At 68.5% G+C, this 15,279-nt stretch carries 12 protein-coding genes; 10 read left to right on the top strand and 2 right to left on the bottom strand.

Translation table 11 applies throughout. The annotated features are described in order from the left end of the window. Nucleotides 1-473: 473 nt before the first annotated feature. From MSZK_RS22035 to MSZK_RS22020, 4 genes are all read left to right on the top strand, one after another. Nucleotides 474-1,388 (top strand): LysR family transcriptional regulator, encoded by a 915-nt coding sequence (locus tag MSZK_RS22035; protein ID WP_095785394.1) that lies wholly within the window; start codon nt 474-476, stop codon nt 1,386-1,388. Between the two features lie 250 nt (nt 1,389-1,638). Beyond that, nucleotides 1,639-2,583 carry a CoA transferase subunit A gene (locus MSZK_RS22030; RefSeq protein WP_095785393.1) on the top strand — a complete coding sequence of 315 codons (945 nt, stop codon included), beginning with the start codon at nt 1,639-1,641 and terminating at the stop codon, nt 2,581-2,583. Beyond that, complete coding sequence (locus MSZK_RS22025) at nt 2,580-3,368, top strand: CoA-transferase subunit beta (protein ID WP_095785392.1); 789 nt, start codon at nt 2,580-2,582, stop codon at nt 3,366-3,368. Before MSZK_RS22030 ends, MSZK_RS22025 begins: the two co-directional genes overlap by 4 nt. A gap of 71 nt (nt 3,369-3,439) precedes the next feature. Then, nucleotides 3,440-4,651, top strand: a complete 1,212-nt coding sequence (locus MSZK_RS22020) for an acetyl-CoA C-acetyltransferase (protein WP_095785391.1) — start codon at nt 3,440-3,442, stop codon at nt 4,649-4,651. Nucleotides 4,652-4,719: 68 nt separating this feature from the next. Here the strand turns inward: MSZK_RS22020 and MSZK_RS22015 are convergent, their stop codons facing one another. Beyond that, complete coding sequence (locus MSZK_RS22015; protein ID WP_095785390.1) at nt 4,720-5,775, bottom strand: LLM class flavin-dependent oxidoreductase; 1,056 nt, start codon at nt 5,773-5,775, stop codon at nt 4,720-4,722. Nucleotides 5,776-6,012: 237 nt separating this feature from the next. On the opposite strand from MSZK_RS22015, the gene MSZK_RS22010 reads away from it, so the two are divergent. From MSZK_RS22010 to MSZK_RS22000, 3 genes are all read left to right on the top strand, one after another. Beyond that, entirely contained in the window at nt 6,013-7,701 is a 1,689-nt protein-coding gene (locus MSZK_RS22010; protein ID WP_158230625.1) for a class I adenylate-forming enzyme family protein, read from the top strand. Between the two features lie 48 nt (nt 7,702-7,749). Beyond that, nucleotides 7,750-8,970 (top strand): acetyl-CoA hydrolase/transferase family protein, encoded by a 1,221-nt coding sequence (locus MSZK_RS22005; protein ID WP_095785388.1) that lies wholly within the window; start codon nt 7,750-7,752, stop codon nt 8,968-8,970. A gap of 375 nt (nt 8,971-9,345) precedes the next feature. Further along, nucleotides 9,346-10,491 (top strand): acyl-CoA dehydrogenase family protein, encoded by a 1,146-nt coding sequence (locus MSZK_RS22000; RefSeq protein WP_095785387.1) that lies wholly within the window; start codon nt 9,346-9,348, stop codon nt 10,489-10,491. 37 nt (nt 10,492-10,528) lie between these two features. Here the strand turns inward: MSZK_RS22000 and MSZK_RS21995 are convergent, their stop codons facing one another. Continuing rightward, nucleotides 10,529-11,455, bottom strand: coding sequence for an LLM class flavin-dependent oxidoreductase (locus MSZK_RS21995; protein WP_158230624.1), 927 nt, complete (start codon nt 11,453-11,455; stop codon nt 10,529-10,531). Nucleotides 11,456-12,258: 803 nt separating this feature from the next. Between MSZK_RS21995 and MSZK_RS21990 the strand changes: the two genes are divergently transcribed. The 3 genes from MSZK_RS21990 to MSZK_RS21980 are packed head-to-tail and all read left to right on the top strand — an operon-like array spanning nt 12,259 to nt 15,231. Next, nucleotides 12,259-13,431, top strand: a complete 1,173-nt coding sequence (locus tag MSZK_RS21990) for an acyl-CoA dehydrogenase family protein (RefSeq protein WP_232530505.1) — start codon at nt 12,259-12,261, stop codon at nt 13,429-13,431. Beyond that, nucleotides 13,428-14,483: an acyl-CoA dehydrogenase gene (locus MSZK_RS21985; protein ID WP_095785384.1), complete on the top strand. Its 1,056-nt coding sequence runs from the start codon at nt 13,428-13,430 to the stop codon at nt 14,481-14,483. Before MSZK_RS21990 ends, MSZK_RS21985 begins: the two co-directional genes overlap by 4 nt. A 19-nt stretch (nt 14,484-14,502) precedes the next feature. Further along, entirely contained in the window at nt 14,503-15,231 is a 729-nt protein-coding gene (locus tag MSZK_RS21980; RefSeq protein WP_099250708.1) for an enoyl-CoA hydratase-related protein, read from the top strand. Nucleotides 15,232-15,279 lie beyond the last annotated feature (48 nt).

Genomic DNA, 15,279 nt, shown 5'->3' with positions numbered 1-15,279 from the left:
CGCCGTGGATCTGGACGGCCCGGTCGGCCAGGTTTAATTCGGTGAGTGCGAAGGACGCGACGATTAGGCCACCGGCCAGACCGGGTCGGTACCTGTTCCGGTGTTCCTGCGTGGCAGTAGTTGACCAGGACCTGTCCGGCGATGCCGTTGTTGGTGCCGCGCATGGACCGAAAGGCCGGGTTGGTCCAGCCCAGCTCCATCTTCTTCGTACATCGAGAGCCCGCGCCCGCCGTACCCTCCGGGATGGCGAATCCGAACAGACCCATAGCCCATAGCGGCGGCCTTCTCCCGGATCCGGTCGGGAATTCGATCCGTATCTCGTGCTCGGCCGCGACGACGTCTTTTCGGACGAACATTCGGACGGCGTCGAGAACTAATGCAATTCCTCGGATTCCACGGTGCGACACCGTCTCTTGCGCGTCCAAAACGCAATCGGGGATGCACTGTTGCCGCTTGTGCAAGAGTTGCGGGCTGTGGAGCTGCACCACCTCGAGGCGTTCCTCGCGGTCGCCGAGGAACTGCACTTCGGCCGGGCGGCCGAACGGCTGCATGTCGCCCAGCCCCCATTGAGCCGCACGATCAAACAGTTGGAGCGCGACCTGGGGGCCCACCTCTTTGAGCGCACGACCCGCAGCGTGCGGCTCACCAGCGCCGGCGAGGCTCTGCTCGATCCGGCGCGGCAGGCACTCGAGAGCTGCCGCGCCGCGCGTCGCGCCGTGCAGTCGGCGGGCCGCGGTGAGACCGGGTGCGTCCGAATGGGCTTCGCCGGCCCGTCGTCGCACCTCTTGGTCGGTCAGCTTGGTCGGCTCGTTCGCGAGCGCCATCCCGGCATCGAGTTGAGCCTGCAGAGCACGACGTATGCCGCCGAGGGGCTGCGTTCGGTGATGGACGGGAGTCTCGATCTCGCGATCGTGCGCTGGTCGGTGGAACCGCCCGCGATCTCGCACCGGATCGTCACCGTGGAGCACTACGTGCTCGTGGTCCCGAAGGGGCATCGGCTCGCCGGGCGAAATCTGGTGAGCATGGCGGAGTGCCGCGACGAGGCATTCGTCGCGCTGCCGGCCGACCCCGGATCCAGCCTGCGCGACGCGTTTACCCGCGCGGCCCACGACGCCGGCTACCCGCCGAACATCGTGCAGACCGCTCCGGACTCGTGGACCGTGATGGCGCTGGTGGCGGCGGGTGTCGGAATCACCTTCACCGTCGACGTCGCGGTCGCCAACGTTATCCAGGACGGCATTTCCGTGGTTCCGCTGCAGGAGGGCCGGACGCCGACGTACTCCAGGCTCGCCTGGCGAAAGGGCGACACGAACCCGGCGTTGCGGGAGGTCTTGCGTGCCTCGGAAGAGGCGCTGCCCACGCCCGACCTGCTAAACCGAGCGCACTGACTGGTTACCGGCTGCGGCGGCCCTGACCAGCGCCACTTAGCTGGCTGTCGCCAGAAACCCCGACGTCGTCGAACGTGAGGGTCGAGGCTGGAATTCTGCGGCGTTTTGCCGTCGGGCGGTATATCTGTTGCGAACGATTGATACCAGTGAGTGCATGAATCGACCAGCCAAGAAGTATTGGAGTTTTGACCTTCCCATCAGGGACGCTGAAAGTCGCTTCGCCTCCACCAGAGTTCTTCAGGGAGCCCGCATGGCCGAAACCAGCAAGGTCACCGACCTCGCGTCGGCGGTCGCGGCGCATGTGGCCGACGGCATGGTGATCGCCATGGAGGGCTTCGGCCACCTGATTCCATTCGCGGCGGCCCATGAGATCATCCGCCAAGGTCGCCGCGAGCTCACGCTCTGCCGGATGACGCCCGATCTGTTGGCCGACCAGTTGATCGCGGCCGGCTGCGCGCGTCGGCTGGTCGCCTCGTTTTTCGCAAGCGGTTCCGCCGGATCCCTGCACGAAGTGCGCCGGCGCATCGAACGGGCCGACCCGAGACCCCTTGAGGTGGAGGAGTACAGCCACTACGGAATGGTCTGCCGCTACCAAGCGGGCGCCGCGCGCCTGCCGTTCTTTCCCTTGCGGTCCTATGCCGGCAGTGACCTGCCGAAGCTCAACGCTCAGATCCGCAAGGTCGGCGATCCCTATGGCGGACCTGACGTCTACGTCGTGCCCCCGCTCCGGCCGGATGTCACGGTCGTGCATGCCCAGCGTGCCGACCGCTGCGGCAATGTTCAGATGTGGGGCATCCTAGGCGCCCAGCAGGAGGCCGCCTACGCCGCGCGCACCGTCATCGTCACCGTCGAGGAGATCGTCGACGCCGAGGTGATCAGGTCGGATCCGAACCGCACTGTCATCCCCGGGCACGCCGTCACCGCGGTCGCCCACTGCCCGGGTGGCGCGCACCCGTCGTATAGCCAGGGCTACTACGACCGCGACAACGCCTTCTACCGCGAGTGGACGCCGATCAGCCGTGACCGCGCGGCAGTCCTCGCGTGGCTCTCCCAGTGGGTCTACGAAGTGCCCGACCGGGAGGCATACCTCGAGCGGCTCGGAGAGGAACGCTGGACGGGCCTCCGCGTCGCCGACCGGCCATCACAGCCTGTCAACTACGGTGGTCGGGCCAGCCCAGTCTTGGAGCACTCATGACGACTCCGCCGCCCTCCGCCGTTGCCCCGTCGAGCACCGAGTTCCTCGCCGCCGTCGCTGCCCGCCAATTGGCCGGGAAAACCCGGGTCTTCGCCGGTGTAGGGCTGCCGACCCTCGCCGTCGACCTGGCGCGGCGCACGATCAACCCCGGCCTCGAGCTCGTGTACGAGTCCGGCGTCTGCGGCGCCCACCCCGAGGCACTGGCCGAGGGCATCGCAGACTCCGTTCTGGTGTCGGGCGCCGAGGCGGTGATCAGCATGCACGCGCTCTTCGGCTACGTGCTGCAGGGCGGCCACATCGACGTGGGCTTCCTCGGCGCCGCGCAGGTAGACCGCTGGGGCAGCCTCAACACCAGCATCATCGGCGACTGGGACAAGCCGAGCGTGCGGCTGCCCGGAGCCGGTGGCGCCACCGAGATCATGCCCAACGCCGGAGAGTGCATCGTCGTGCTGCGCCGACACGACCCCGGTGCACTTCCGCAACGGCTGGACTTCTGCACCTCGCCCAGCCCGGTGCGCGTGCGCGACGAGGATGTGCGGATGGTGCCCCCTGGTCATGGAGTGTCGACCGTCATCACTCCTATGGCGGTCCTTCGCCGGCCAGAGAAGTTCGGCGAGTTGCTCATCAGCGAGGTACATCCGGGGCTCACGGTCCAGGAAGTCAAGGCCGCAACCGGCTGGGACATCCGTGTCGCACCCGACGTCTGTGAGACGGCCCGCCCCACCCAGGAGGATGTCCGCCTGCTACGCGAGGAGATCGACACAGTGCGGCTGTACCTGCGATGACCTCTCCTGAACGCGCTCGCACCGAGGTTCATGTGACCGCGAGGCAACCGACACCCCGAAAGGCGCGAGCGATGCGTGACGTCGTCATCTGCGAGCCCGTTCGCACCCCCATCGGCCGCTACGGCGGCATGTTCAAGGACCTCACCGCCGTCGACCTGGGAGTCACCGCCCTGCGCGGCCTGCTGGACCGCACCGGCATCGACCCGGACCGGATCGGCGACGTGATCCTCGGGCACTGCAACGCCAACAGCGAAGCACCGGCGATAGGCCGGGTGATCGCCCTTGACGCCGGGCTGCCGGTCACCGTCCCGGGACAGCACCTGGACCGGCGGTGCGGGTCGGGCCTGCAGGCCGTGATCAACGCGGTGATGCAGGTGCTGACCGGCGCCCAGAACCTGGTCGTCGCCGGCGGCACGGAGAGTATGAGCAACGCGGCGTTCTACTCCACCGACATCCGATGGGGCGGCGCGCGCACCGGTGTTCGGATGCACGACGGGTTGGTCAGAGCGCGGTCCACAGCCGGCGGCCGGTTCCACCCGGTGCCCGGCGGAATGCTGGAGACCGCCGAGAACCTCCGACGCGAATACCGCATCCCACGCGAGGAGCAAGACCGGCTCGCGGTCAGCTCCCATCAGCGCGCAGTCGCGGCCCAGCAGGCCGGCGTCCTCGCCGAAGAGATTGTCGCGGTCACAGTGTCCGGCCGCAAAGGTGACACCGTCATCGACACCGACGAGCATCCGCGCCCGGGCGCCACGCTCGAAACACTGGCGAAACTCCGGCCGATCCTGGTCTCCTCGGACCCCGAGGCCACCGTGACCGCGGGCAACTCAAGCGGCCAGAACGACGCCGCTGCGATGTGCCTCGTAACCACCGCCGAGCTGGCCGACGAACTCGGCCTTCGTCCACTCGTCCGGATGGTCAGCTGGGCGGTCGCCGGGGTTCCCCCCAAGATCATGGGCATCGGCCCGGTGCCGGCCACCGAGGCGGCTCTCGCCCGCGCCGGACTGACGCTCGCGGACATGGAAGTGATCGAACTCAACGAGGCGTTCGCCGCCCAGGCGCTCGCCGTGATGCGTGAGTGGAAGTTCACCGAGGAGGATCTCACCCGCACCAACGTGCATGGTTCCGGCATCTCGCTCGGCCACCCGGTCGGCGCCACCGGCGTCAGGATGCTCGCCACGCTCTCGCGTGAACTGCACCGCCGGCAGGCACGCTACGGCCTCGAAACGATGTGCATCGGGGGTGGCCAAGGCCTGGCCGCGGTCTTCGAGCGGGTCAACTGACGGCTACCTCACCCTGTGCCAGCCCGCGCAGGCCGGGCGCTGCTGTGAGTCAGGCGTGCAGCGGCTGCTCACTGGGCAAAGCTGTCGATCAACAAGCGAAGGTCGGGCTCACCGCCAAAGGTCGGCGGGTAGAGCAGGGTTCGGTCGTACACCCCCGCCCAGCGTTGCTCGACCTGCCGGCGCACCTGTTCGGGTGTACCGGCGACGGCCATCGCGTCGATCATCGGGTCGCTGACCGCGGCCAGCATGGCGTCCTTCGATCCCTCTTTCCACGCGGCTCGGATCGCCTCCGCTTCGCGCATGAACCCGCCGAGTTCGAGGATCGGGTTGTAGGTCTTGACGGTCGAGTAGAACGCGATCTGCGCCGCGGCGCGGGCGCGGGCGCGCTCTTCGTCGAGGTCCACCGAGCAAATGAGGTATCCCGCGATGGGCACATCCGGCCGCCGGCCGGTGCGCGCGGCACCTTCGGCCAGCATCGGCCGAACCACCTGCTCGACGTAATCACGGGTGTACAAGGGGTGGCCGACCAGACCGTCGGCCACCGCGCCCGCGGCCTGCACCATGCGCCGGTTCACGCCTGCGAGATAGATCGGGATGTCAGTGCGCAGCGGCGCCGACACCGCGGCGGTCGGCTGGACATGCAGGCGGTAGAAGCGCCCGTCGTGGGCGATCGGGCCCTCGTGCAGCCGCCACAGGTTGCGCAACAGGCCGACAAGTTCCTCGATGCGCGCTGCCGGGTGCAGGCCATCAAGTCCGTGCCAGTCCTGCTGCATGCGCGTGGTGCCGGTGCCCAGGCCCAGCAGCAGCCGACCGCGGGAGAGCGCGTCGAGATCGCGCGCCTCAGCGGCGAGCACCAACGGCGTTCGCCCGAACCCGTAGGCGATGCCGCTGCCGAGTTCGATCGTCGATGTCGCGGTGGCCATCGCGGCCAGGGCGATCGTGGCGGATCGATCGTAGAACTCCGCGGCCCACACCGATTCGAAGCCGGCCTTTTCCGCTGCGACGGCCGCGTCGCGCAACTGATCGATGTCGGCGCCGAAACAAACAAGGGAAGGCCTGCCCGTGCTGGAAGCAGAGTCTGAAGAACCCATCGCCCCGCCTTCGTCAGCCGTCGATACCGTCATGCACGCACCCGCCAATCGTCTGATATGCACGCCCGCAGGGTGAGGTGACAGGGATCACAAAGCCTGTACTATACCTCCGTATGCTTATAACAAATCGGCCGGTGGTATGCGGTGACGCTACAGCGCCGGGAACGGGTCTTCTCGACCGAAGAGCAAGTTCGCAATGCCTTCGGTGCCCCCGCCGCGCAGGACATGCGCCGCACCGTGCGGAGCAGCACGAGACACAGGAGTGAGAACGTGGGCGATCGACTGAATGCGCGGCTAGATGCGCTCGCCGCGCGCGAGGACACCTGGGTCACACGCGAGGATCTGCAACGCTATGTCGACGAGGAAGCCTGGACCGAGCAGAGTTTTGTGCACGACCTCGAGCGGCATGCCGCCGAGCGCCCAGAAGCGCTGGCCATCGTCGACGAGGACGGGCGTCGGACCACCTACGGTGAGTATGAGCAACGCACGTGTCGGCTGGCGCGGTCGCTGCTGGAGTTGGGTCTGCGCCCGGGCGACCGGGTGGCCATGCAGCTGCCCAACACCAGCGAGTTTTGCCTGACGTTGTTGGCCTGCGCGCGCGCCGGACTCCTGGCCGTGTTCTGCCACATGGCTTACGACGAGCATGAGCTCGACTATGTGCTCGGTCTCACGGGGGCGCGGGCGCTTGTCGTGCCGGAGCGCCTCAGAAGCCGCGAGTACGTCCCACTGGCTCTGGCGATGCGCGAGCGGATCGACACACTGGAGCACGTGATCGCCGTCGGCGGTGCCAGCGCGGCCGGGACGATCCGCTTCGAGGACCTCGTCAGCGCCGAAGGCCCCGAACATGACCTTGCAGCACTGCGCCCGACGGGGGCCGACCCGTTTTTCGTCATGTTCACCTCCGGCACCACCGGACGGCCCAAGGCCGAGCTGCACACGCACGCCAACAACCTCTTCTGGATCCAGAACTTCGAGGCCGAACAGCGGTTTCCCGCCGACGCGCGGTGGATCATCGTCACCCCGATCGCCCATCTGACGGGCCTGGGAATCGGTGTGCTCTCGGCGCTGCACCGGGGGGCGGCGTTCACCCTGCTGGCGGCGTGGGACGCGGGCCGCTGTGTTGAACTGCTCGAACGGGACCGCCCCAGCTACCTGCTCGGGGCCCCCCCGATGCTGATCGACCTCGCCCGGTTTCCGCAGCTGCGCGAGCGTGATGTGCGCTCGGTGCGCGGGATCTGCTATGCCGGCGCCCCGTGCCCGGCCGACATCCTCAACCGGCTCAACGCCGACCTCGGCGCCGATGTAAATGCGTTCTACGGCTACACCGAGGCGGGCGTGACCCACATGACGCGGCCCGGCGACCCGATCTCGATCACCAGCCGAAGTTTCGGCAAGGCCATCCGCGGCGTGGAGCAGCGGCTGATGGAGCTGGTGGAGGCGGGCGAGGCCGAGCGCGAGGTGCCGTTGCCGGGAGAGGGTGAGCTGTGGGCGCGTGGGCCCAGCTTCATCGTCGGCTACTACGGCCAGCCGGAGACGACGGCCAAGATGTTCACCGTCGACGGCTGGTTCCGGTCGGCCGATGTGGCCCGCTTCGACGCCGACGGCTACGGATATTTCGTGTCACGCCGCGACGACCTCATCAACCGGGGTGGGTACAAGATCGATCCACGGGAGGTCGAGGAGGTGCTTTACGAGCACCCGGGGGTGAGTCAGGCGGCGGTGGTGGCCATGCCCGATGCACGGCTCGGTCAGCGGCCCGCGGCGTTTATCGTCCCGAGCTCACCGGGCGACCACCTCGACCTCGCCGAACTTACCGCGTTCCTGGAGAAGAAGGGGGTTAGCCGGACGAAGTGGCCGGAGGCGGTCGAGATGGTCGAGTCGTTCCCGCTGACCAGCACGGGGAAGTTCATGCGCTACGCGCTGCGATCGCGGGCCGAGCAACTAAGGCCGCAGCGCTGAACCCGCGTGGGCGATCAGGGTAAGCGCGTCCACTGGCCGGTTCCAACGGTGCCCGCGGCCGACATCGACCTGAGCCGCTTCGTGCGGCCGGGCGACACGATTCTGTGGGGCCAGGGTGCCGGAGAGCCGCTGACGCTCACGGCGGCGCTGGCCGAGCAGGCCGAGCGGCTGGGTGGGGTCGTCGGATTCGTAGGCCTGACCTACAACCCGCGTCTGGCGGCCCCGGGGCTTCGATTGCGCTCCTATGGCGCGCTCGGCGCTGCGGCCGACATGCCGCTCGAGGTGATCACTTGTCATATGTCTGCGCTGCCCAAGTTGCTCCGGTCGGGCCGTCTGCGTGCCGACGTCGTGCTGTGTCAGCTGTCCCCGGCGGATGCTGACGGCAACCACAGCCTGGGCGTCACGGTCGACTACCTCGCCTGTGCGCTTGATGTCGCCCGCGTCGTGCTGGGCGAGGTCAACCCGGCCGTACCCCGCACGCGCGGCTCGCCGCCGGTCCCGCACTCGCGTCTGGCCGCCACCGTGACCGCAGACCATTGTCTGATCCAGATTCCAGACCCGGAGCCCGATCCGGTGACCGCGCAAATCGGCGCGCAGGTCGCCGAATTGGTGCCCGACAGCGCCACCGTACAACTGGGGATCGGCGGCCTGGCCTCGGCGGTCGCGACCGCCCTGCGTGGGCACCGGAACCTGCGCGTGCACAGTGGCCTGGTCGGGGACTGGGTCGTGGGTCTCGCCGAGTCGGGTGCGCTCGCTTGGGAGCCGGGCGGGCCAGCCGTGGTTACCGGCACCGCCGTGGGCACCGACCGGCTGTATGAGTTTCTGCGTGACAACCCGGCCGTCGAGGTGCGGCCGGTCGAGCGCGTGCACGACCCGGCGGTCGCGGGCGGGATCGCTCGCTTCGTCGCCGTCAACTCGGCCCTGCAAGTCGACCTTTCCGGCCAGGTCAACGCGGAGGTGATCGGCGGCCGACGGCGCGGCGCGATCGGCGGTCAGGTCGATTTCCTACGCGCCGCGGCGATGTCTGCGGGAGGGGTAGGCGTGGTGGCGCTGCCGTCGACCGCCAACCGCGGATCGGTCTCCCGCATTGTGGACCGCGTGGACGGTCCAGTCACCACCGGGCGCGCGGATGTGCATTGGGTGGTGACCGAGTACGGTGCCGCCGACCTGCGGGGACTCGACACGGTCGCACGCACCGCGGCGATATGCGAGCTGGCTCACCCGGATCATCGATATCGGCTGAGGGCTGCGGTCGCAGGTGCCGGGTGATCGATCGACGGGTTAGATCTCAATGATTACTATCCAAACGGCACTCTTGGGCTCGTGGCAAGCGTACCCAGGGTCGGTTCCCCTGCCCGCCCGGCTTTAGCCCGGAAGGGAGGGATCGTGGCGGCCATCCACGCTTGATCAGTGCGGGACTGTTCGGCGTCTCGGCCTCAGCTACCTGGCAGCGGTTTCGGGAAGTACCGGTCGAGGCCGCGCCTGTTCGCCGCTGGCAGACTGACGGTGGCCACGGTCAGGCGAAGCGCCGCGACGCCGGGCGAACCGGGGTTCACCAGGATCCAACTACAAGGGACAATGTCAGCGCAATTGGCGTGACGGACACTACTTCCGTCGCCCGAGCAACCTATCGGGGAGCCGCACGTGCACTACGCTTTCGACGAAGACCAGGAGGCCTTCCGGCGTGAACTCGCCACTTTCGCTGAGCGGGTGCTCGCTCCGCACTATCAGGCCGATGACCGGGCCGCGCGGATGCGCCCGGAGTTACCTCGCCAGATGGCGGCGATGGGCCTGACCGGCCTGCGCATTCCGGGGCGTTTCGGCGGCCAGGGGGCCGACGCCGTCACGACCGGCATAGCAGCCGAGGAGATCTCGCGGGCCGACATCAACGCCTGTTACATCCTGCTGATCGCCGGTCTCAACGCCGACATCTTGGTCGGCAACGCCGACGAGGAGCAGCTGGCGCGGTGGCTACCTCCGATCGCAGATGGCTCCACCCTGTCGGCGCTGGTGCTCACCGAGCCGGAGCACGGGTCCGACGCGGCCAACCTGTCGCTGCGTGCGCAGCGCGACGGGGCAGGGTGGCGGCTGCTGGGAGAGAAGACTTCGATCTCACTGGGGATGTTGGCCGACACCGGTGTGGTGTTCGCGCGCACGGGAGGGCCCGGGGCCCGTGGAGTCAGCGCGTTCTACGTCGACCTGAACGACGAGCGGATCGCGCGAACCGCGCTCGATGACCACGGCGGCCGAGCCATAGGGCGAGCGTCGCTGCATTTCGATGGGGTGCCAGTGGGTTGCGACGAGCTGATCGGACAACAGGGCGCTGGATTCGTCTCGGTGATGCGAGGCTTCGACTACTCGCGGGCGGTGATCGGCCTGATGTGCGTCGGCATCGCCCAGGCGGCGCTCGACGACGCACTGGAGTATGCGCGAACGCGGCAGGCTTTCGGTGGTCCGATCGGTCGCAACCAGGGCGTGGCGTTCCCGCTGGTCGAGCACGCCACCAGGCTGGCCGGGGCGCGTCACATCTGCTACGAGGCGCTGTGGCGAAAGGACCAGGGCTTGGATCACACGGTGGCCGCGAACATGGCGAAGTGGTTCGCGCCCAAGACCGCGGGTGAGGTCGTGCACCAGGCGCTGCTGACCTTCGGCCACGCTGGATGGGGAACCGACAGTCTGCAGGGACAGCGGCTGCGCGACGTGTTGGCGTTCGAGATCGCCGATGGAACGGCGCAGGTTGCCAAGCTGGTTGTTGCCCGCCATCTACTGGGGCGAGAGTTCGCTCCGTAGGCAGCTGCGAGTTCGGTCTGGGGACGCGGTCGACTCGTCAGACGGACGTCGCAAGCCGCTCCCGAACCGCGGCGAGGCGATCGTACTGTGCCAGCACGTTGGCGGCGGTCGGCATGATCACGAACGACTCGGCGCCGGCGTCGCGGTACTCCGCGAGCGCGTCGGCCACCCGCGCCTCGCTTCCGATGACACACCATTTCTCGATTGCTTCGACGGGCATGCCGTACTGGCCCGCGACGAATCGTTGGAGTTCGGCGCGACCGGTTTCCGCGTCTTCGGTGATGTGCGCGAACATCAACATCACCGTTGTGCACACCGGCCTGCGGAACTCCTCTGCGTGAGCCCGCAGATCTTCGACTGCCGCACGCACACGACGGGGACTCAGCCACACCGCAAACCAGCCTTCGGCGAGCCGGGCCGCGCGCCGCACCGCGTGAGCGGATCGGCCACCGACAACCAGCGGCGGGCGAGACGATGGCACCGGCTCCAGCTTCGGCGAACGCACCGGAAGTAATGGGCCTGGATGGTCCACGGCCTCGCCGCGCATCAGCGCGTCGACGACAACCATCGCCTCGTCGAGCCTGCGGCCACGCTGTGCAACGGGGTACCCGGCGGCCTTGAACTCCGCCGGGTTCTCCCCGCCCACACCGACTCCGACGATCAGGCGGTCCGGCGCGAGCGCGGCGACCGTCCCGAGCTGCTTGGCGGTCCATACCGGATTGCGCATCGGCAGGAGCAACACGCCGGTGCCCAGCACCAGCCGCTGAGTGACAGCAGCGACGGCCGCGAGCGCCCCGCACGGCTCCAATATTGGCGGATGAAAGCTCAGATGATCGCCAACCCACCCTGAGTCAAACCCCAGGTCTTCAGCGAGGCGGGCGGCGGCCAGGAGCGGCGGCGCGCCAAGCCGTAGGGGATCGAAATTGGGCAGCATCACGCCGAACCCAGCTTCCTTCACCGTCACCGGTGAATTCATCGGGCGCCGACCAGACTGAGCGGCATCTCGTTGGCGGGAATCGGTTCCTCACCCGGGAGCCTGTCCTCGGACGAGGAAAGCAATCGCGGCGGGTTCGTCGCCATGTCGGTCCTCCTGCGATCTGGCACGGCACAGCCGTGCAGTGAACGTCTGACCGCCCATCCTGCGGGTCGTGAATTTCTAATCCGTTCGAATGATTATGGCATTTCGGTTCGGCCGTGAGGGTAGACCAGCCAACGGCTCCGACTCATCCGGGGCGAGTCGAGTCACCTTCCGGTCCTGCCGAGAATGCGCCGAATGCCGGCGCGGCGCGATCGGTGGTCAGTGGTCAGGTCGACTTCCTGCACGGCGGGGCCATGTCACCAGGAGGGTGGGCGTGGTGGCACTGCCATCGGCGGCAAACACACGGGTCCGTCTCGCGCATCGTGGACCGCTTGGACGGTCCGGCCAGCACAGCGTGCGCCGACGGTGGTGACCGAGCACGGCGCCGCCGACCTGTTGGGGACTCCACACCATCGGGCATGCGCGAGCTGGCCCACCCGGACCACCGACATCGGCTGGGCACCGCGGTGACGAATCCCCGGTAATCAATCCGGGGCATCAGATCATAATGATTACGATCTATAGGGTAGTCTTGAGACCATGGCCGCCGGACATCGGAGTACCTCCCCTGCTCGCCCAGCTCTAGCCCGGAAGAACGGGATCGTGCCTGCCATTCCGCATGATCAGTGCACGCACAGCCCGCGCGGCGACGGATCGGGACCGAGCCTCGCTTGGCAGGTGGTCGGCTGATGGCGACGTCAACGATGGCCTCGCCGCTGCTAAGGCTGCCGGACGTCGAACTTCCCGCCGAGGCCGAACAATTGCGCGATGAGGTCCGGGCATTCCTCAACGAAGAACTGCGCCGAGGCGCGTTCGAGCCGCAGACCGACGCCTGGCTGGCCGGTTTCGACCCGGCCTTCTCGGCGCGCCTCGGGGATCGCGGTTGGCTTGGGATGACCTGGCCGCGCCGCTACGGCGGTCATGAGCGACCAGCGCTGCATCGGTTCGTCGTGGTGGAGGAGTTGCTCGCCGCCGGAGCGCCGGTAGTGGCGCACTGGGTCAGCGACCGGCAGAGCGGGCCGGCATTGCTGCGCTACGGCACCGAGTCGCAGCGCGAGAAGCTCCTGCCCGCGATGGCGGCAGGCCGGTGCTTCTTCGCCATCGGGATGAGTGAGCCCGATAGCGGTTCGGATCTGGCCTCCATCCGGACTGGCGCGCGACGCGACGGAGACGGTTGGGTGCTCAACGGGACGAAGGTCTGGACCAGCCAGGCCCACCGCTGCCACTACATGATCGCGTTGTGCCGGACGGCCCCGCTGCAGCACGAAGACCGGCACGCGGGCCTGAGCCAGTTCATCGTCGATCTGACCGCGCCGGGAGTGACAATCACACCGATCAGGTTGCTGGACGGCGAGCATCACTTCAATCAGGTCGTCCTCGACGACGTCCGGGTCGGCGACGACATGGTCCTGGGCGAGGTCGGCGCGGGCTGGCGGCAGGTCACCTCCGAACTTGCCTATGAGCGCTCCGGGCCGGAGCGGTTCCTGTCGACGCTGCCGCTGCTGCGCGAACTGGTGCGCGGCGCCGACCCCGACGATGAGCGTCAGGCGACCGAAGTCGGCGCGCTCGTGGCGCAGCTGTGGGCGTTGCGCCGGCTCTCGCTGCAAATAGCCGGATCGCTTGATCGGGGGGAGGCCCCCGATGTCGCCGCCGCCTTGGTGAAGGACGCGGGCACCACGGTGGAAAACGACATCATCGATGTCGTGCGGGCGCTGGCGCAGGTCGAGCCGAGCCGAAACTCACCTCATCCCCTGGAACGGGAGTTAGCCCGGGCGGTACTGCACGCGCCTGGGTTCACCTTGCGCGGAGGCACGAACGAGGTGCTCCGCGGCATCGTGGCGCGCGGGCTGGGGTTGCGGTGAGCGACATCGATCTGGTCGAACGCACCGTAGCGGATCTGCTGGACCGGCACTGCACGCCGGAGCTGATCTCCGCGGCTGAAGGCTCGTGGAGCCCACAGCTTTGGCAGCGGCTCGAGGAAATCGGGCTGACCCGGATCGGCGTCGACGAACGGCTGGGGGGCGCCGGCGGTGGAATTGCCGACGCGGCCACGGTGCTGCGTGTCGCTGCCGGCCACGCCGCGCCCGTCCCGCTGGCGGAGACGCTGTTCCCGGTGGCCGCCGGGTGCACCGTGTCGGGGCTTGCCCTGCCCGATGGGCCGGTGACGGTCGCCTACGGGGCCGGTCTGACCCTCACGCCGGACGGCGCCGGAGCCGTCGTCCGCGGCGTGGCCAACCGGGTGCCGTATGCACGGGTGTCTCAACGCGTGCTGGTGGTGACCGACGATCCGCAGCCCGCGCTGGCGGCGCTTGTCGACCCTGCCGACTGCCGATTGGTGAGCATCGACAATCTGGCCGGTGAGCCGCGCGACGACCTGGCTGCCGATGAAGTCCGGATACCCCGCTCAGCGCTTGCCGAAGTTCCGCCAGGCACCGCGGGCCACCTGCGCCGACTTGGTGCGCTCGCCCGCGCGGTCCAACTCTCCGGTGCCCTGGATGCAGTGCTGGACGCGACGGTGCGCTACGCCGGGGAGCGGGTCCAATTTGGTCGGCCCATCGGGCAGTTTCAGGCCGTGGCCCATCAGATCGCGGAGTTGGCCTGCCTGGCTGCGGGTGCCGGCGCTGCCGCCCAGGCAGCGGTCGCCGCAGTGGCTGCCGATCCGCACAGCGCGACCTTGGCCATAGCCGCGGCCAAAGCGCGTACCAGCGCCGCGGCCGGACCAGCGGCCCGGATTGCCCATCAGGTACACGGGGCGATCGGGTTTACCCAGGAACACCGCCTACATCACCTGACCCGCCGGCTGTGGGCCTGGCGCGAAGAGTGCGGCTCCGCCGAACACTGGGCCCGAGAGCTGGGCCGCGCTGTCATCGCGGGCGGCGGCGACGGGCTGTGGCCGACGATCACCGGCATGTAACCCGCCTGAACGGAGGAACATGGAGATCGAGCTCACCGTCGAAAGCGGCGTGGCCACCCTCACCCTGGCCGCGCCCCAGCGGCGCAACGCGCTGACACCGGAGATGTCCCGGGAACTGGTCGCCGCCGCCGATCGAATCGACGCCGACGACTCCATCGGCGCGCTGGTGATCCGCGGCTCCGGCGGATCGTTCTGCGCGGGAGCGCACACCACGACGCTCGGCGACGCTGGATCAGACCCCGCCGAAGAGAGCACCTATGCCAGCCTGTCCGCCATCTATGCCGCGTTCACCCGGATCGGGTCGATCCGGGCGGTGACGATTGCCGCCGTGCGCGGCCCGGCCGTCGGCGCGGGCCTGAACCTCGCGTTGGCCACCGACCTGCGGATCGTCGCTCGCACCGCGCGGCTGATGTCGGGCTTCCAGCGCATCGGTCTGCACCCGGGCGGGGGACACTTCGTGCTGCTCTCCCGCCTCGCCGGCCGCGAAGCCCCCGCCGCGATGGCGCTGTGTGGCGCGGAGATCGATGGAGACCGCGCGGCGCAATTGGGCCTTGCGTGGGAATCGGTTGCCGACGAGGCCGTCGAGGAACAGGCGTTCGAACTTGCCCGCGAAGCGGCGAAAGACCCTTCGCTTGCCCGCGCCATGGCGCGCACCTTCCGGCTGGAGACAGGGCCGCCGGCACTGGGCTGGGACGTGGCTGTACAGACCGAGCGCGCCCCGCAAATGTGGTCAATGCGCCGACGGTAGACGTAAAGCGAGCACGAAACCGGAGTTGGATCCATCACGTCAGAGGTG

The organism is Mycobacterium sp. shizuoka-1 (assembly GCF_002723835.1).
Lineage (GTDB): Bacteria > Actinomycetota > Actinomycetes > Mycobacteriales > Mycobacteriaceae > Mycobacterium.
This window is presented reverse-complemented; position numbering and strand designations above follow the sequence as displayed.

What these genes read in the sequence shown, in the direction of transcription:
- MSZK_RS22030 (WP_095785393.1), top strand. Translation starts at nt 1,639, where the DNA reads ATGGCCGAAACCAGCAAGGTCACCGACCTCGCGTCGGCGGTCGCGGCG.
- MSZK_RS22025 (WP_095785392.1), top strand. Translation starts at nt 2,580, where the DNA reads ATGACGACTCCGCCGCCCTCCGCCGTTGCCCCGTCGAGCACCGAGTTC.
- MSZK_RS22020 (WP_095785391.1), top strand. Translation starts at nt 3,440, where the DNA reads ATGCGTGACGTCGTCATCTGCGAGCCCGTTCGCACCCCCATCGGCCGC.
- MSZK_RS22015 (WP_095785390.1), bottom strand. Translation starts at nt 5,775, where the DNA reads ATGACGGTATCGACGGCTGACGAAGGCGGGGCGATGGGTTCTTCAGAC.
- MSZK_RS21990 (WP_232530505.1), top strand. Translation starts at nt 12,259, where the DNA reads ATGGCGACGTCAACGATGGCCTCGCCGCTGCTAAGGCTGCCGGACGTC.
- MSZK_RS21980 (WP_099250708.1), top strand. Translation starts at nt 14,503, where the DNA reads ATGGAGATCGAGCTCACCGTCGAAAGCGGCGTGGCCACCCTCACCCTG.